Origin of the sequence: Ensifer sp. NM-2 (assembly GCF_003024455.1) — a bacterium.
GTDB lineage: Bacteria > Pseudomonadota > Alphaproteobacteria > Rhizobiales > Rhizobiaceae > Ensifer > Ensifer canadensis.
In genome coordinates this window covers 870,483-887,208 of sequence record NZ_PVZR01000001.1, presented here as the reverse complement: position 1 = coordinate 887,208, position 16,726 = coordinate 870,483, and the positions used below count along the sequence as shown (strand labels likewise).

Genomic DNA, 16,726 nt, shown 5'->3' with positions numbered 1-16,726 from the left:
TCCCCTTCCGATTACTGTGCGGCGTTGGCAGCGACGTCAACGGCCTTGGCCGCGCCGTCGATGGACGCCATGAGCGCCTTGTTCGCATCGCCGATATTGGTTGCGGCGGCAGCGAGCCAGGCGTCGTATTTTTCCTGCGAAACAACGCGGATGGCGATCGGCATATAGGCGTGGTCCTTGCCGCAGAGCTCGGAACACTGGCCGTAATAGAGGCCTTCGCGGTCAGCCTTGAACCAGGTTTCGTTCAGGCGGCCGGGAACGGCATCGATCTTAACGCCGAAGGCAGGCATTGCGAAAGCGTGGATGACGTCGGCAGCCGTGACGAGCACACGAACGGTCTTGCCGACCGGAACGACGACTTCGTTGTCGACGGCGAGCAGACGCGGGTATTCGGCCTTGTCTTCCTTGCCGAGACCCGCACGATCTTCTTCCTTCATCAGCAGACTGTCGAAGGAGAGCGGGCTTTCGCCGACTTCATATTCATAGGACCAGTACCACTGGTTGCCCGTCGCCTTGACCGTCAGGTCCGGATTCTGCGGCGGCGTCAGCTGCGCGGTCAGAAGCTGGAAGGACGGGATCGCCAGGAATAGCAGGATGATGACCGGACCAACGGTCCAGACAACTTCGATAGCGGTGTTGTGGCTGGTCTTGGAGGGAACCGGGTTGACGCTCTCACGGAATTTGACCACCACGACAATCAGCAGCAGGAGGACAAAAAGAGTGATCGGAATGATGAACCACAGGGTATAGTGCTCAAACCACGTGATCTCTTCCATAATGCCCGTCGCAGCCGTCTGAAAGTTCGTCTGCCAATCGACAGGCTTGTCAGCGAAGGCGCTCGAAGCAAAAAGCAGACAGGCAAGCGCTGCCATAACTGCATAAGCCTTATTTTTCACAATATGTCTCCCCAATGCGCTTGATCAGGATCAAACCGGAACGCAGAATCCCTGCGATACTGCAGCGCTTCAAACCACAGTTTGCCCAACGCCGCAACATCTGTGCAATCAACCCCATGCGGCATTTTTGCACAAATGCGACTTTTCTCACAGGCACCCCTCGGAACCCCCAGCGAATCGACTTATATGTCCCGGTCTGCGCCACTGACGGCGCTATCACGCCACATCAGCGCGACAATGGCGCTCCGCGAGCCCAATTTCCGCCATATGGCGCTGGAATGTACCCCACAGGGCTTTTCATTTTCTCCCGCGCGCTTCAAGAATAGCCCTGATGATTCGACGTTTTGAGGTTTACATGGGCCTGCCCCTTTTCTCCCGACTGTCGGCTCTTGCCGCTCTCGGATTTGCCGTCCTCGCCCTTCCTACGGCGAGTGCTGCCCAACAACCCGCTGGCGCGCCCGGAACGGTCAAGTCCAACCATGGCGCATGGTCGATCGTCTGCGATCAGCCGGCAGGTGCGTCAACCGACCAATGCGCCCTGATGCAGAACGTCATCGCCGAGGACCGGCCGGAAGTCGGCCTCTCGGTCGTCGTGCTGAAGACCGCCGACCGCAAGGCGAAGATCCTGCGCGTTCTGGCGCCGCTCGGCGTGCTGTTGCCGAACGGCCTTGGCCTCAACGTCGACGGCAAGGATATCGGCCGCGCCTATTTCGTGCGCTGCTTCTCCGACGGCTGCTATGCCGAGGTCGTGCTCGAAGACGAACTGTTGAAGACCTTCCGTTCCGGCGCGACGGCAACCTTCATCGTCTTCCAGTCGCCGGAAGAAGGCATTGGCATTCCGGTCGACCTCAAAGGCTTCGGCGAAGGCTACGACGCCCTGCCGTGATGGCACTCGCCACAGACCGATTTTCAAAGCCGCGCCTCGTGCGCGGCTTTTTCGTTTCGAACACCAAGAACCGCGCAAAAAAAGCAAAAGCCCGGATGTTCGTCCGGGCTTGCGAGGTGTGCAGACGTGCAATCGCTCAGCGTCAGATGATGTCTGTCGCGGCGATCTTGATGCCGAAGCCTTCGAGGCCGACATAGTGGCGCTCGCGTGAGGCGATGAGCCGGATGGAGCTGATGCCGAGATCCTTCAGAATCTGTGCGCCGAGGCCGATCTCCAGCCACTCGCTTTCACGAGCCTGCGCCTCGTCATGGGCTTCGCGTTCATGCTTGCCCTTGCGGGCGGTCTGCGACACGCCGACGCCGACCGAGCCTTCGCGCAGATAGACGATGACGCCCCTGCCCTCTTCGGCCATGCGCTTCATGATCCGGTCGATCTGGCAGTCCTTGCCGAAAACGTCGGCACCGACATTTTCAAGGTGCAGGCGAACCGGAATGTCGACGCCGTCGCGGATGTCGCCGAAGACGACGGCGAGGTGTTGCATCGGATCCCAGGGGAGCGAGTAGGAATGTCCCTTGGCCATGCCGTAGGGTGTCTCGATGTCGAACGAACCGCCCTGCTCGATCAGCGTTTCCTTGCGCTGACGGTAGGCGATCAGGTCGGCGACGGAAACCTGCTTCAAACCGTGCTTTTCGGCAAACGCGCTGACCTGCGGGCCGCGCGTGACGGTACCGTCGTCATTGACCAGTTCGCAGATGACGCCGATCGGCGGCAGGCTTGCGAGCTTGCAGAGATCGACGGCCGCCTCCGTGTGGCCCGAGCGCATCAGAACGCCGCCTTCGCGGGCAACCAGCGGGAAGATGTGGCCCGGCCGCACAAAATCGGTCGGGCCGACATTGGGGTTGGCAAGGTTGCGCACCGTCAGCGTGCGATCGTCAGCGGAGATGCCGGTTGTCGTGCCGTGTTTGAAGTCGACCGAGACGGTAAAGGCGGTGGTGTGCGCCGAGTCGTTCTCTGCCACCATGGCATTGAGATTGAGGCGCTTTGCCTCTTCGCGCGGCATCGGCGTGCAGACGATGCCCGAGGTGTGGCGCACGATGAAGGCCATTTTCTCCGGCGTGCAATGGACCGCGGCGACGATCAGGTCGCCTTCGTTCTCACGGCCGCCATCGTCGGTGACGACGACAATCTCGCCGGCTTCGAAGGCACGGATGGCATCAACGACACGCTTCTGGTCATAGGACATCTTGTTCTTCCCGAATTACTTACAGCGGCGCGCCTGTCTAGGAGCGCAAGGGTCGCCGTAACACTTTGAGTTGCTGCATAATTTTGCCCTTAAATCGATCCCGATTTAAGGAGTTATGCAGTAAGCCGGCCGGTCTGGCCGCGGTCACGCAGGTAGTGATCCGCAATCGTGCAGGCAACCATTGCCTCGCCGATCGGCACGGCGCGGATGCCGACACAGGGGTCATGACGTCCCTTGGTGCGCACATCCACCTCGTTACCGTCACTGTCGATCGAACGACGCTCGGTGAGGATAGAAGAAGTCGGCTTGATCGCAAAGCGGGCGATGACCGGCTGGCCGGTCGAAATGCCGCCAAGGATGCCGCCGGCATTGTTGGACAGGAAGACCGGCTTGCCGTCTTCGCCGATGCGCATCTCGTCGGCATTTTCCTCGCCGGTAATTTCGGCGGCGCCAAAGCCGTTGCCGATCTCGACACCCTTGACGGCGTTGATCGACATCAGGTTTGCAGCGATGTCCTGGTCGAGCTTGGCGTAGATCGGCGCACCGATGCCGGCCGGCACGCCCTCGGCCACCACTTCGACGACGGCGCCGATGGACGAGCCGGACTTGCGGATGCCATCCAGATATGCCTCCCAGACGGGCACGATCGCCGGGTCCGGTGCAAAGAACGGATTGTTGTTGACCTCGGCCCAATCCCAGTTGGCGCGGTCGATCTTGTGCTTGCCGATCTGGACGAGTGCAGCGCGCACGACCAGCCCCGGCACCACCTTGCGGGCGATGCCGCCGGCAGCAACGCGCGCCGCCGTTTCGCGCGCCGACGAACGGCCGCCACCGCGGTAATCGCGAATACCGTATTTGACGTCGTAGGTGTAGTCGGCATGCCCCGGGCGATAACGCTTGGAGATCTCCGAATAATCCTTCGAACGCTGGTCGGTGTTTTCGATCAGCATCGAGATCGGTGTGCCGGTGGAAATCATCGTCTCACCGTCCTCATCCAGCATCACACCGGAGAGAACCTTGACGAGATCGTCCTCACGGCGCTGCGTGACGAAGCGTGACTGGCCGGGTTTGCGCTTGTCGAGCCAGGCCTGAAGTTCGCCGAGCGTGAAACGAATGCCGGGGGGGCAGCCGTCCACCACACAGCCAAGCGCCGGGCCGTGGCTTTCGCCCCAGGTGGTGACGCGGAAGAGGTGACCGAAGGTATTGTGCGACATAAGGCAACCGAACTCTGAGAAGCAACGGACGTACATGTTTCATGTACGGGCGCCCCTCTCTTAGTGCAAAGCCGGGACAGGGGGAAGTCTTTCCGACCACCGCTTAGGCACGTCGCGATCTTTCAGATCAACCCGTTGCGCTTCAGTTCTCTTGTTCCTGGGCGTGTCGCGCGAAACCGCGGCATATTTTTGCGGGACATATATCGGGAATTTGCAAGCGCCTCAGGAAGCGAGTCTCAACCCCCGATCTGTCGCAAATGCCAAGAAGTTCTCTGCGCTCAGCGGCTTCGAGAAGGCATAGCCCTGCAGCAGATCGCAGCCGAGAATGCCGAGCATCTCGGCATGTGCCATGGTCTCGACCCCTTCTGCCACCGTCTCGATGCCGAGCGAGCGAGCGATATCGATGATCGACCGGATCAACGCCTGTTCGGTGCGGGCGCCGAGAACCGGGACCACGAGCTGCCGGTCGATCTTCAACCGCTTCGGCTTGATCTTGAGCAGGCTGACGATAGACGTATGGCCCGTGCCGAAATCGTCGATCTCGATGTCGATACCGAGCTTCTTGATACCCTCGATATTGGCGGTGACGATGTCGTCGCTTTCATCGAGGAAGATCGACTCCACCAGCTCGAAGGAAATCTGCCCCGGCACGATGCTCAAGCCTTCGAGCGAGGCGAGTAGCCGCTCGTCCTGCAGGCGCTTGGCCGAGACATTGACGGAGATCTTCGGCACCCGCAGACCGGCAGCCGCCCATCGCATCTGGTCGGCCAGCGATTTCTCCAGGACGAGGCGGTCAAGCGCCGCGGTGACGTTCAGTTCATCGGCGATCGCCAGGAACTTGTCCGGCGTCAGAATGCCCTGGCGCGGATGGCGCCAGCGGATGAGCGCTTCCACACCGGAGAGTGCCAATGTCGAGGCGTCGAACTGCGGCTGGTACCAGGGCACGAACTCGTCGCGCTCGATGCCTTCGAGGATTTCATCGGCGACGCGCTTGGCGGTGACGACTTCAGCCTGGAGCATCTGGGTAAAGAACTGATAGCGGTTGCGGCCGTTTTCCTTCGCCCGGTAGAGCGCCATGTCGGCATTGACCAGCAGCTTGCGTGCGTCGGCATGCGCCTGGCGGGCCACGGCGACGCCGATGCTGACGCCGAAGCGACAGGGAAATCCGTTGTAATCGACGGGCTGGCGCATTTCCGCGATGATCCGATCGCAGAGCGCCGCAAGTTCGGCAGCGCCCGGCGCGCCGGTGACGACGACGACGAATTCGTCGCCCCCGATGCGCGCCACCATGTCACCCGGCGCCATGTTGGAACGCAGGATCTCCGACGCATGAACCAGCATCGCATCGCCGGCCGCATGGCCGAGCGTGTCGTTGATCTGCTTGAAACGGTCGAGGTCGATGTGAAGGATGGCAATGCTCTGGAGCGCATCGGTGTTCTGGCCGGTCAGACGCTCAAGCGCCTTGTCCAGCATCCGGCGATTGCCCAGGCCCGTCAGCGGATCGTGCAGCGAATTGTGCTCGATGCGGATGCGTGCCTGTTCGAGCTCGGCATTCTTGGCGTCGGCCATCGCCTTGGCGGCGCGCAATTGCTCGGTCATCACCACGTCGTCGGTCACATCAAGCGCGATGCCGACCAGTTTCCTGCGCCCCTCCGGCGAGACATGCAATTTGCCGACCGAACGAATGTGGCGGACAGCGCCCTCCGTCAGCACCACGCGGGCCTGGTGTACATAGGTTTCGCGCGCGCCGATCGCCGTGTTGACCGCCGATAGCGCGGATCCGCGATCGTCGGGATGCAGCGCGTTGAGCCATGTCGCTTCGTTCGTTGCGCCGTCGGTGTAGACCAACCCGTAGAGCTGGTGCATGCGCTCGTCCCAATAGGTGACGTTGCTGTCGAGATCCGCTTCCCACATGCCGCAGCGATAGCTGTCGAGCGCCAGATCGAGCCGACGCGACAGCTTTTCCAGATCCTGCTCGCGCTCGTAAAGCCCCATGAGGGCCTGCTCGAGCTCCAGGTTCTGCTGGTCAACCTGGGCCTTGGCAGCCCCAAGCCTTTCATTCTTGAGCACGTCATCGGTGACATCCCAGCTGATGCCGGTGATCTTGGACCGGCCATCAACCCCCTGATGGCCGGAGCCGACATTGCGGATATGGCGTATGCTGTCGTCGGCCAGCACGACCCGATACTGCGAGCGGTACTCCAGGCCCTCATCAAGGCTGCGGAAGAGCGCGTTGGCGGCGATACCGACATCATCCGGGTGCACGGTCGAGCGCCATTCATCGTAGGTCGGCTCGTCATCATGGACCGTAAGCCCATGCAGATGGAACATGCGATCGTCCCAGGAGCGCTCCTGCGTGGCCTGGTCGATCTCCCATATGCCGATCTTGGAAGCTTCGAGCGCCAGGTTGAGACGATGCGAAAGCGTCATCACCTCGCCTTCGCGCGCCCGGAGCTTGGCGATGTTGCGCTGGCGCTCGTTGACCAGCCCGCCGGCCAGCAGAATAGGAATGACAACGACGGCGACCGCCGCCGCGATCGCCAAGCGCAGGTCCCTGCTGTTTTGGGGCAACTTTTCCCAGCCGCCGATCGGTGTCGCCGCCAACTCCCAGACACCACCAGGCAGAGTGAGCTGGCGTTTGGCCGGTGCCATTCGAAACACACTGTCGTCACCGAAGAAGGCATCCTGGATACGCTCCGGTTCCGACACGTCGCGGATTGCGAGATGCACGTCGACATGACGGTGGTCGCCGGTGAATTCCGGCGTTTCGACACCTTCCTCAAGCAGGCGGGCGGATCGGTAGAGAGCCCTTTCATCGAGGATTGCTTCAACGTAGCCCCATCGCTCCATGCGCCCCTGGATCTTGGCGAAGACCGGCAGGAAGAGTTCAAAGCCGTTGCGCCCGCTCGGCAAACGGATCGGCCCGATCATGACCGGTTTTACCGTGGACGATGCGCGCTCAACGGCGCGGCGAGTCGCCCCGAATTTGTTGAAGTCGGTGCCGACGAACCATTGCTGGCTTTCGCGCGGAAAGGCGATGCGAACAACGCCGCCCGGGGCCGCCGACGCACGCACCATTTGCGGATTCTGCAGCAGCAATTTGGTCGACATGATGGTGAAATCATCGGCGGTCATCTCGGGATGGACACCAATGCTGTTGGCGAAACCGTTGAGGGCCGCAATATTGGTATTGACCTCCGACTGGAGGCGATTGGCAATGAGGTTCAGTTCATTCTCGACGTCGATCCTGAGATCACTGCGGGCGTTTTCGCGGTTTTGGCGCTCATAGACATGGCCGCCGCTAAAGACGACGATGCCCGCGATGGCGGCCGGTATCAGCGACGGTTTCGCAAATCTGGCTGCCGCCCGAATGCGTTGGCGCAGAACGTCAACAATCTTCACTCTATTCCCCTCGATCCCCAACCGAAGGTAGCGATCGAGTCTTAAGATTGGCTTTCGTCACATTTCTTTGGAAAACCCTACAATTCATGGGGATACAGTGCTGATGCACCGCCGGCTCAGCCGGCGGAATGCTTGAAAACTGCACGTTTGGCGTTCAGTCTCCATCAACCGGCCGGGCATCCCCGAAATGGAGGGAAAGCCTGTCAAAAGCTACGGTGCAAGGCAATTTTTGCCACAATCGGGGATCAAAGGGTGATGACAAGAATAATCGCAGATACATTGAAAAGGGCAAGAAAGATGCGTTTTGTCATTGCCGCGCTCATGGCTACCGCCGGCTTGCTTGCGCCTTTGTCGGCCGTTGCCGAAAGTGCCGATGTAGAGGCCGTTATTACCGGGGTCGATACCGATCGCCTCAGCCTTCAGCTCGACGACGGCAAAAGCTATCAGGCGCCTGAAGAATTCAATTTTGAAGGTCTCACCGCCGGCGTCAAAGTTCTCGTGTTCTACACTGAGGTCGACGGCAAGCGCGTGATCAACGATCTGGAAATCGTTCAGTAAGACTATTTAAGAACCCAAGTCCCGCCCCTTGAGGGGCGGGTGTGCTGACCCGGCTTCGTCAGAGCTTTCCAGGAAAGGTGCGAAGCGGTTTTCCGTCAGGAAATGCGTGGAAACAAAAAGGTAGAGCATTTCTACCGGTCCGTTCAGGACGGAAGCCTCAGATCCAGCCGATGGAATTTCCGGCAATCCGCAACAGACGATCCTGCGGGATGGCAGCAGAAGCCGCCTCATCTTCGTCCATCTCACCAAAAAGCTTGAACAGCGCACGGATGACGCCGCCATGGCTGACGCAGACCGTCGGCTTGCTCACGTCCTTGAGCCATGCGGCAATCCGCCAGGACAGGATCTCGTAGCTTTCGGCATCATTGCCGGGCGGGATGAAATCCCATTTCACTTTGCGTCGCTCGGCGATGCGCTCCGGCACGGACCGTTTCAGCTCCGGTAGCGTAAAACCTTCCCAATCGCCGAAGGAGACTTCCTTCAGCCGGTCGTCGGTGCGGTAAGCGGTGGGATCAAGACCCATGGCCCGGCGAAGGCGCTCCATCGTTTCGCGGGTGCGACCGAGGGGGCTCGCGACGAAGTCGAACTGCGCGGCGTCGGCGCCGAGGATGGCACCAAGCGCAAGCCCGTTTCCGGTCGCCTGCTGGCGGCCGGTATCGTTGAGAGGGATGTCCTTCTGCCCCTGGAGGCGGCTTTCCGCATTCCAGTCCGTTTGTCCGTGACGGATCACATAGATCAGCACAACATTTCGCTCCGGGCAGGAGGCTGTTCGGGCCGGTCGGCGGCGCCGATCAATCCTTGATGACGGAGATATCCGGAGCGTCTACCGCCTTCATGCCGACGACATGGTAGCCGCTGTCGGCGTGGTGAACCTCACCCGTGACCGAGCGCGACAGGTCGGACAGCATGTAGAGGCCGACATCGCCGACTTCCTCGATGGTGACGGTGCGACGCAGCGGTGCGTTGTACTCGTTCCACTTCAGGATGTAGCGGAAGTCGCCGATACCGGAGGCGGCCAGTGTCTTGATCGGGCCGGCAGAGATCGCATTGACGCGGATGTTCTTCGGGCCAAGGTCGACCGCCAGGTATTTGACGCTCGCTTCGAGCGCGGCCTTGGCGACACCCATGACGTTGTAGTTCGGCATGACCTTTTCGGCGCCGTAGTACGTCAGCGTCAGCATCGAGCCGCCGTCCGTCATCAGCTTTTCAGCGCGCCGGGCGACCGAGGTGAAGGAATAGACCGAGATCTGCATCGTCTTGGCGAAGTTTTCCGGCGACGTGTCGACGTAGCGCCCGGTCAGTTCGTCCTTGTCGGAGAAACCGATCGCGTGAACGACGAAGTCGATCTTGCCCCAGTGCTTTTCAAGCGTCGAGAAAACCTCGTCGATGGTGGCTTCGTCGCTGACATCGCAGTGGCCGGCCATGAAACCGTCGATTTCCGCCAAGAGCGGCTCGACGCGCTTCTTCAGTGCATCACCCTGATAGGTCAGAGCAACTTCGCCGCCCTGGCCATGGATGGACTTCGCGATCCCCCATGCAATCGAACGGTTGTTCGCGACGCCCATGATGACGCCACGCTTGCCCTTCATCAAACCCGATGCCTGAGCCATGCATTGTCCCCAATACTATCTGCCGGCATCGACGATGGCCGACGCCAGACTTCACAAAATTCAAAAACGCCAGATCTGCGCTGTCAGCGCGCGTGCGGCAAATTGTCGAGAATTGCCTATGGCATAGCCGCTCCGGTGGTTCAAGCGCGGCCGGGATCAGGAACTGTTAGTCCCCGTAATATTGGTTCAGTGTGTCAGCAAACCGTCACAAATAAAAGCCGTCGCGCAGCGATTTCATGAGGTCGGTGACCTTGTCATCAGGCGTGTCGCGCAAAATGAGCCGCAACTCGACCAGCAGATCGCCGCGCGCGCCATAGGCACCCGGCAGCCCGAAGCCGTCGACGCGAATGACCTTGTCCGACCCGGACCAGGCCGGAACGACAACGGTCGCCTCACCGATCGGCGTAGCGATGACATGCTCGCAGCCCAGCACGGCGCTCTGCAGATCGACGGACAGTGTCGTGAACAGATCGAGTCCACTGGTTCGGAAATCGCCGCTCTGGTCGACGCGCAGGGTGACGACGACGTCGCCGCGTGTCATGCGGGTGACGCGATAGCCCTGCTCCGCCAGGCGGATCGTCTGTCCGTCGACGGCACCCGGCGGTATCTGGACCTTGAAGGTTTCACCGTCGGGCAATTCCAAGGACAGGCGTTGACGATCGATCAAGTCCTGGATGGTGACGGTCAGATCGACAGCGAGATCTGGAACCTTGTCGGCGGGTTTGGCCGCCCGGCCGCGAATGCGTCTGACGATGGCGGCCACCAGCTCGGCGGCGGGTGCTGCGGCACGCTGCATCAGCGGCGGCTCCGTCTTGGCGACCGCCTCCTGCTTCGGCTCAGTGACAGGCTCGGGTTTCGGCTCGGGGGCAGCGGCTGGCCTTTCGGGTGCTTTGGCCGCTGCCGGCTTCGGCGCGGGCCTGGCGGCGCTGGTACGGCTCTCTGTGCCGAAGATCCGCGAGACCGCCTCTTCGGCGGTTTCCGCATCGACCGGCTGCTCCTCCGGCTCGGGGCCGCGCATCTTCGCCTTCATCGCCTCCATGCGGCGCAGCTCGGCTTCGCGCCGGGCATAGTCGTAGCGGCTTCTCAGCTTCGGGTCGCGCAGCAGCTCGTAGGCCTTGCCTGCTTCGGCAAAGCGCTCGGCGGCAGTCGGGTCGTCCTGATTGTGGTCGGGATGGATGGCCTTGGCGACCGAGCGCCACGCCGCCTTGATTTCGTCCTGACCGGCGGTGCGCCGGACGCCGAGAATTGCATAGGGATCACGCATGGCTTGCTACCATCTTCTCTGATCGGCGGCCTCTCCCGGATGCCCGCCTTATGCCTCAAACCGGGGATCAAGTGCTGTGGCACGTCCCGTTCAGCGGCGAGGATGGGCAGAACTTGCTAAATATCGGTTAGCCGGGGCGACGACGGAGCAGGTCAAAACGACGATCGAACCGTTCCTGCCGCGGTTTGCCGAAACGTGGTTAACGCAGGATTTCAGGAGCGCGGACCGAAGCTGGTGAGATACCACTCGCCATCGCTGAGCTTGCAGGTGCTGCCGTCGAACTTGGCAATGCCCTCATAGGAATGGCGGGTCGTGGTGAAACGACGGCAAAGCATGCCGCTGGCGTTGTCTTCCTGAATGCTGCTGATGACGCCGGCGCTGCCGGACGTGGCGTTTGCCCAGGGAATAGGGTTGAGCGACCCCTGCCCGAGTTCGGCTGAGGTCACGGCGTTGCGAATCAGGACCGCATCGGAAAGGCCGTCGGAGGTTTTGGCAACGGGAACGGTACCGGTTGAAACGGTGCGATCGACACCACTGCCGAACATGTCGAGGCCGGCTCCCATGCAACCGGACATAATGAGCACGGGCAGGCAAATTGCCGCGCCACGCATCACCGAGAAGGAATACCCCTTCTTGCCATCGATCCACTTTGCTATGTCTTGCACGGCAATCCTGTCAGACTCGCAAGAGCCGCACGTTTCCCGAGGAAGTCAACAAGCAGGCTCTGACATTTTCGATGCGGAAACACCGCTCGGGCTCATCCCGAAGCGTTTCCGCGCCAGACATCACGGCGTTAGAAGGCAATATGGCGGTGAATGAGTTAACAAGCGGTGACTTCACGGAAGCAAATGAGCCCTTTTCCCTTTTCGGCACATGGCTGAAAGACGCGGAAGGCAGCGAGATCAACGACCCGAATGCCGTGGCGCTGGCGACCGTCGACCCCGACGGGTTGCCGAATGTGCGCATGGTTCTGCTCAAGGATTTCGACGAGCGCGGCTTCGTCTTCTACACCAATTTCGAAAGCCAGAAGGGCCGCGAAATTCTCGGCGCCCGCAAGGCCGCCATGTGTTTCCACTGGAAATCGCTCCGGCGCCAGGTACGGCTGCGCGGGCCTGTCGAAATCGTCTCGGAGGCCGAGGCGGACGAATATTTCAAGTCGCGACCGCGCGGCAGCCGCATCGGCGCCTGGGCTTCGAAACAGTCCCGTCCGCTCGAAAGCCGCTTCGCGTTGGAAAAAGCGGTTGCCGAATACACGGCCCGCCATGCGCTTGGCGAAATCCCCCGTCCGGAATACTGGTCCGGCTTTCGCATCCGCCCGACCTCGATCGAGTTCTGGCACGACCGGCCATTCCGACTGCACGACCGCCTGGAGTTCCGTCGCGAGACACCGGAAGGTGGCTGGGAAAAGGTGCGGATGTACCCATGATGGACGCGGTAGGCGGCGGCTGGAGCATTTCCAGGAAAAGTGTGCAGCGGTTTTCCGCCCGGAAATGCGCAAAAGTGAGAAGCTTGAGCGCTTCCGTTTCGTCTAAAGCGGAAAGATTCTAGCTTCGACCGAGCCGAAATGGAATGCCCGAGGCGAGCGCCGAAACGTAACGGGCACGCTGGAAATGGCCGTTAAGTGAAATGCGCGGCAAGGCGTCTAGCGGCGTCGCCGCCGCGACCGTGCCCGGCATGGTGGTGACCGCAACCGTAAAGCCGAGATCGGCTGCAAGCCTTTGATCGCGCGGCGAGACAGCCGGGCGATCCCCATAGGGATAGGCAAAGCTGCGCGGCCTTTGGCCGACAATGGCTTCGACGCGGGCGGCGGATGCCTCGATCTCCTGGCTTGCCTGTTCATCACCGAGCCGCGCGACGGCGCGGTGGCTTATGGTGTGCGCCCCGAGGCTGGCGAGCGGGTTTTCAATCAGGAGACGGAGACCGGCTTCGTCGAGCGTCAGCGTTTTGGTGATAGCCAACGCATCGATCCCATGTTCCAGCGCCGCCGCGTCGAGCTCGGCAACCGAAACAATTTCCTCGCGACTGTGGATGTAGGCGGCCATACGGCCAAATATCGCGTGCTTGTCGGCGCTACTTTCAGCCTTGAGTACCTCCACGCCGCTACCGAAATCAAACCGGAACTGCGTGGTTGCCGAGAGCAGATCGGCCAGCGTTTCCCACCAGAGCGTATGGGTGCGGTCGACGAACCCGCCGGTCACGAAAACGGTGAACGGCACGCCGTGCCGCGTAAAGACCGGCTGGGCATGGTCGAGATTGTTGCGATACCCGTCGTCGAGGGTGAAGCAGGCGAAGGGCGCTGCACCCTCGTCGGCAAGCGCCGTCGGCAAATCGTCGAGCGCAATGAAGCGATAGCCGTCCCGCTTCAGCCGGGTGATGGCCCTATCGAGAAACTCCGGGGTGATTTCGAGATGGGCGTTCGGATCAAAGGCCCGGGCAACCCGCGGGCGGACGTGATGCAGGGTGAAAATAGCGCCGCGCCGACGGGCATCAGGCATCAGGCCAGCGCGGCTTAGACCGTGCGCCAACTCAAGCCCACCGGCGATTGCCGCGCGCCGCGCCCTCGTCCTGATGCTTGCCGTGATCCCACCCGCCATATCAGTCCATTCAAATCAGCCTGTATCGATCACTGCAGAACTCCTTGCGCCTCGGTCGATTTACGGAGAAGATCGTCTGGAGGGTTTCAAGCGTTACAGTGTCCCTGGCGCGCCAGACCTGGTGCACCACCATGGAGGTTAATGGCGGGAGCGTTAAACCTTGCTGAAGGACGTCGGCGTTAATTTCTGGTTTACCACCCCGACGAAAGTCGCAGGAAGAAATCGCATTCTGCCTCAAAGTTGCAGCAAAGACACGGCCTTGTCACAAAAAGGCACAGCGCGCCTGTCCGACGGCGCATTTCGATGGGGACTGACATGAAAGCTATCCGCCGCCTCCTTTTGGCGATGTGCGCTCTCGCTCTGGGGTCTGCGACGGCGTTTGCCGGCAGCGCTTCGTTGGTGCTCGATGCGCGCACGGGCAAAGTCCTGTCGTCGGAGAATGCGGACACGCTGAACCACCCGGCATCGCTCACCAAGATGATGACGCTGTACCTCACCTTCGAGGCGCTCCGGCGCGGCGACATGAACTGGGACAGCAAGATCAAGGTATCGAGGGCGGCGGCGGCCCAGCCGCCGATGAAACTGGGCCTGAAGCCGGGTAGCACGATCACCGTGCGCGAAGCAGTCTATGCCATGATCGTCCGCTCGGCGAACGACGCAGCCGCCGCGATGAGCGAAAGGCTCGGCGGTTCGGAGCAGAACTTCGCCAGGAAAATGACGGCCAAGGCGCGCCAACTGGGCATGAGCCGCACCGTCTTCATCAACGCATCCGGCCTGCCCGCAAGCAGGCAGGTGACCACAGCACGCGATATGTCGACGCTCGCGGTGGCGCTGATACGCGATTACCCCAGGGAATACCGGCTGTTTGCCACGCCGAGCTTCACGTTTCGCGGTCGCAAGATTCGCGGCCATAACAACCTGATGTACCGCTATGACGGCATGGACGGCATCAAGACCGGCTACACCAATGCCTCCGGCTTCAATCTCGTCAGTGCCGTCAGGGACGGCAACCGCCGCGTCATCGGCGTGGTGATGGGCGGGCGCACGGCGCGCAGCCGCGACGACAAGATGGCGGCATTGCTCAACCGCCATGTCGGCAAAGCCTCCAATGGCCGCCAGTTGGTGGCCGCTGCCAAGACGCGGAGTGCTGCTGCAGCTGAGGTCGAGGTCGCATCTGCCGCCACGATGTCGGACGTGCCGCTGCCCTTCACGGCAGCCCATCGTGCCAAGGGCGACAGCGTTGCGGCATTGATCGCCGCGTCATCCACGACGGTCGTGCCGGCCGAACGGCCGACGGCCATGGTCGAAGAGGAAAACGCCGCTGTCGTTCCAGCCGCCGGCCGCTGGCAGATCCAGATCTCGGCGGCACCTTCGGCTGAAGCGGCCCGCGCGCTTCTGGCACAGGCGCAAGCAGCCGGAGGCGACATGCTGGCGGAGGCGTCTCCCTATACGGAAGCGGTGGGCGAAGGCGCCGGCACCATCTATCGCGCCCGCTTCGTCGGCTTCAGCAGCCGTGATGCTGCCGCTTCCGCCTGCAGCGCGCTGAAGAAGCGCTCCTACGACTGCGTGCTGCTGCCCTCGCGAGGCTAAGGGAGCCATCGGCCTTAGGCCTGCGTGCCGCCGACGGTGATCTGGTCCATGCGCAGATGCGGCTGGCCGACGCCGACCGGCAACCATTGCCCGGCCTTGCCGCAGTTGCCGATGCCGGTGTCGAGCTTGGTGTCGTTGCCAACCATCGTCACGCGCTTCATCGCGTCGGGGCCATTGCCGATCAGCATCGCGCCCTTGACCGGCGCGCCGATCTTGCCGTTCTCGATCATGTAGGCCTCGGTGCAGCCGAAGACGAACTTGCCGGAGGTGATGTCCACCTGGCCACCACCGAAGGAGACGGCATAGATGCCCTTCTTCACCGAGGCGATGATTTCCTCGGGCGTCCGGTCGCCGGACAGCATGTAGGTGTTGGTCATGCGCGGCATCGGCACATGGGCATAACCCTGGCGCCGGCCGTTGCCGGTCGGCTGCATGCCCATCAGCCGGGCGTTCTGCCGGTCCTGCATGTAGCCAACGAGCTTGCCGTCCTCGATCAACACGTTGTAGCCCGATGGCGTGCCCTCATCATCGATCGAGATCGAGCCACGCCGGGCCTCGATCGTACCGTCATCGACGACTGTCACACCCTTGGCAGCAACCTGCTCGCCGAGCAGGCCGGCAAAAGCGGAGGTCTTCTTGCGGTTGAAGTCGCCTTCAAGGCCGTGGCCGACGGCTTCGTGCAGCATCACACCCGGCCAACCCGAGGCCAACACCACGTCCAGGGTACCGGCCGGCGCATCGATCGCGTCGAGATTGACGAGCGCCTGGCGTAGTGCCTCGTCGGCACCCTTCTTCCAGTTCTCCTCGGTGATGAAGTCGCCGAAGCCGCGGCGTCCGCCGATGCCGTAGGAGCCGCTTTCCTGACGGTCGCCATCGCCGGCAACCACGGAGATGTTGATGCGCGTCATCGGCCTGATGTCCTGAACCCGGTGGCCATCGGCGCGCAGGATATCGACCAGCTGCCAGCTTGCGGCGATCGAGGCCGTCACCTGCCTGACCTTGGGATCGCGTGCACGCAGATAGGCGTCGATTTCCTGCAGAAGCGCGACCTTCGCCTCAAAGCTCGGCTCGCCGATCGGGTTTTCGTCGCCATAGAGCTTCGTGTTGGTGCGTTGCGGCGCTGCGGCATAGGAGCCGGCATAACCGCGCGTCACCTGGCCGACTGCATCGGCGGCACGGCGAAGTGCTGCCAGCGACAGCTCACCGGCATGGGCATAGCCGACCGATTCGCCGGCGACCGCACGCAGACCAAAACCCTGGTCGGTGTTGAAGCTGCCGCCCTTCAGCCGGCCGTTGTCGAAGGAGAGCACTTCGGCCTGGGCATGTTCGAGAAACAGCTCACCATCGTCGGCGCCGGCAAGCGTCTCCGACAGAACCTTGCGGATCGCTGCCTCGTCGGCATCGAAGAGGCTCATCAGATCGGTGTTCATAGTCGTGCGCTCCCGCGTCATAAGTTCGATGGCCTCCAT

General features: G+C 61.8%; 14 protein-coding genes. 4 read left to right on the top strand and 10 right to left on the bottom strand.

Annotated elements, in window-relative coordinates:
* Window positions 1-11 precede the first annotated feature (11 nt).
* Complete coding sequence (gene coxB, locus C6558_RS04275) at window positions 12-896, bottom strand: cytochrome c oxidase subunit II (RefSeq protein WP_025426171.1); 885 nt, start codon at window positions 894-896, stop codon at window positions 12-14.
* 355 nt (window positions 897-1,251) lie between these two features.
* On the opposite strand from coxB, the gene C6558_RS04270 reads away from it, so the two are divergent.
* Window positions 1,252-1,782 (top strand): invasion associated locus B family protein, encoded by a 531-nt coding sequence (locus tag C6558_RS04270; RefSeq protein ID WP_025426170.1) that lies wholly within the window; start codon window positions 1,252-1,254, stop codon window positions 1,780-1,782.
* A 142-nt stretch (window positions 1,783-1,924) separates the two neighbouring features.
* Here the strand turns inward: C6558_RS04270 and ribB are convergent, their stop codons facing one another.
* The 3 genes from ribB to C6558_RS04255 form a co-directional block, all read right to left on the bottom strand.
* Window positions 1,925-3,025: a 3,4-dihydroxy-2-butanone-4-phosphate synthase gene (gene ribB, locus C6558_RS04265; RefSeq protein ID WP_025426169.1), complete on the bottom strand. Its 1,101-nt coding sequence runs from the start codon at window positions 3,023-3,025 to the stop codon at window positions 1,925-1,927.
* 113 nt (window positions 3,026-3,138) lie between these two features.
* Entirely contained in the window at window positions 3,139-4,239 is a 1,101-nt protein-coding gene (gene aroC / locus C6558_RS04260; RefSeq protein WP_025426168.1) for a chorismate synthase, read from the bottom strand.
* 222 nt (window positions 4,240-4,461) lie between these two features.
* The gene (locus tag C6558_RS04255) at window positions 4,462-7,641 is read right to left on the bottom strand and encodes an EAL domain-containing protein (protein WP_057221513.1); all 3,180 of its coding nucleotides are present in this window, start codon (window positions 7,639-7,641) and stop codon (window positions 4,462-4,464) included.
* A 297-nt stretch (window positions 7,642-7,938) separates the two neighbouring features.
* On the opposite strand from C6558_RS04255, the gene C6558_RS04250 reads away from it, so the two are divergent.
* Complete coding sequence (locus tag C6558_RS04250) at window positions 7,939-8,199, top strand: DUF1344 domain-containing protein (protein ID WP_025426167.1); 261 nt, start codon at window positions 7,939-7,941, stop codon at window positions 8,197-8,199.
* A gap of 157 nt (window positions 8,200-8,356) precedes the next feature.
* Here C6558_RS04250 and C6558_RS04245 read toward each other — a convergent pair whose 3' ends face one another.
* The 4 genes from C6558_RS04245 to C6558_RS04230 all read right to left on the bottom strand — a co-directional run bounded on the left by C6558_RS04245 (window position 8,357) and on the right by C6558_RS04230 (window position 11,738).
* Complete coding sequence (locus tag C6558_RS04245; protein ID WP_025426166.1) at window positions 8,357-8,941, bottom strand: histidine phosphatase family protein; 585 nt, start codon at window positions 8,939-8,941, stop codon at window positions 8,357-8,359.
* A gap of 49 nt (window positions 8,942-8,990) precedes the next feature.
* On the bottom strand, window positions 8,991-9,809 hold the full coding sequence (gene fabI / locus C6558_RS04240) for an enoyl-ACP reductase FabI (protein ID WP_025426165.1): 819 nt from the start codon (window positions 9,807-9,809) through the stop codon (window positions 8,991-8,993).
* A 205-nt stretch (window positions 9,810-10,014) separates the two neighbouring features.
* Window positions 10,015-11,073 carry a DnaJ C-terminal domain-containing protein gene (locus C6558_RS04235; RefSeq protein WP_025426164.1) on the bottom strand — a complete coding sequence of 353 codons (1,059 nt, stop codon included), beginning with the start codon at window positions 11,071-11,073 and terminating at the stop codon, window positions 10,015-10,017.
* Between the two features lie 212 nt (window positions 11,074-11,285).
* Window positions 11,286-11,738, bottom strand: a complete 453-nt coding sequence (locus tag C6558_RS04230; RefSeq protein ID WP_025426163.1) for an RT0821/Lpp0805 family surface protein — start codon at window positions 11,736-11,738, stop codon at window positions 11,286-11,288.
* Window positions 11,739-11,878: 140 nt separating this feature from the next.
* On the opposite strand from C6558_RS04230, the gene pdxH reads away from it, so the two are divergent.
* Entirely contained in the window at window positions 11,879-12,499 is a 621-nt protein-coding gene (gene pdxH, locus C6558_RS04225) for a pyridoxamine 5'-phosphate oxidase (RefSeq protein ID WP_025426162.1), read from the top strand.
* A 118-nt stretch (window positions 12,500-12,617) separates the two neighbouring features.
* On the opposite strand, the gene C6558_RS04220 is transcribed toward pdxH, so the two are convergent.
* Window positions 12,618-13,667 carry a polysaccharide deacetylase family protein gene (locus tag C6558_RS04220; RefSeq protein WP_025426161.1) on the bottom strand — a complete coding sequence of 350 codons (1,050 nt, stop codon included), beginning with the start codon at window positions 13,665-13,667 and terminating at the stop codon, window positions 12,618-12,620.
* A gap of 324 nt (window positions 13,668-13,991) precedes the next feature.
* Here C6558_RS04220 and C6558_RS04215 point away from each other — a divergent pair, with 324 nt between their 5' ends.
* Window positions 13,992-15,257, top strand: a complete 1,266-nt coding sequence (locus C6558_RS04215; RefSeq protein WP_025426160.1) for a D-alanyl-D-alanine carboxypeptidase family protein — start codon at window positions 13,992-13,994, stop codon at window positions 15,255-15,257.
* Window positions 15,258-15,271: 14 nt separating this feature from the next.
* Here C6558_RS04215 and tldD read toward each other — a convergent pair whose 3' ends face one another.
* The gene (gene tldD / locus C6558_RS04210; RefSeq protein WP_057211534.1) at window positions 15,272-16,687 is read right to left on the bottom strand and encodes a metalloprotease TldD; all 1,416 of its coding nucleotides are present in this window, start codon (window positions 16,685-16,687) and stop codon (window positions 15,272-15,274) included.
* Window positions 16,688-16,726 lie beyond the last annotated feature (39 nt).

Coding starts and splice junctions, on each gene's coding strand:
- C6558_RS04235 (WP_025426164.1), bottom strand. CDS start 11,073: ATGCGTGATCCCTATGCAATTCTCGGCGTCCGGCGCACCGCCGGTCAG.
- aroC (WP_025426168.1), bottom strand. CDS start 4,239: ATGTCGCACAATACCTTCGGTCACCTCTTCCGCGTCACCACCTGGGGC.
- C6558_RS04250 (WP_025426167.1), top strand. CDS start 7,939: ATGCGTTTTGTCATTGCCGCGCTCATGGCTACCGCCGGCTTGCTTGCG.
- fabI (WP_025426165.1), bottom strand. CDS start 9,809: ATGGCTCAGGCATCGGGTTTGATGAAGGGCAAGCGTGGCGTCATCATG.
- ribB (WP_025426169.1), bottom strand. CDS start 3,025: ATGTCCTATGACCAGAAGCGTGTCGTTGATGCCATCCGTGCCTTCGAA.
- C6558_RS04220 (WP_025426161.1), bottom strand. CDS start 13,667: ATGGCGGGTGGGATCACGGCAAGCATCAGGACGAGGGCGCGGCGCGCG.
- tldD (WP_057211534.1), bottom strand. CDS start 16,687: ATGAACACCGATCTGATGAGCCTCTTCGATGCCGACGAGGCAGCGATC.
- C6558_RS04270 (WP_025426170.1), top strand. CDS start 1,252: ATGGGCCTGCCCCTTTTCTCCCGACTGTCGGCTCTTGCCGCTCTCGGA.
- pdxH (WP_025426162.1), top strand. CDS start 11,879: ATGGCGGTGAATGAGTTAACAAGCGGTGACTTCACGGAAGCAAATGAG.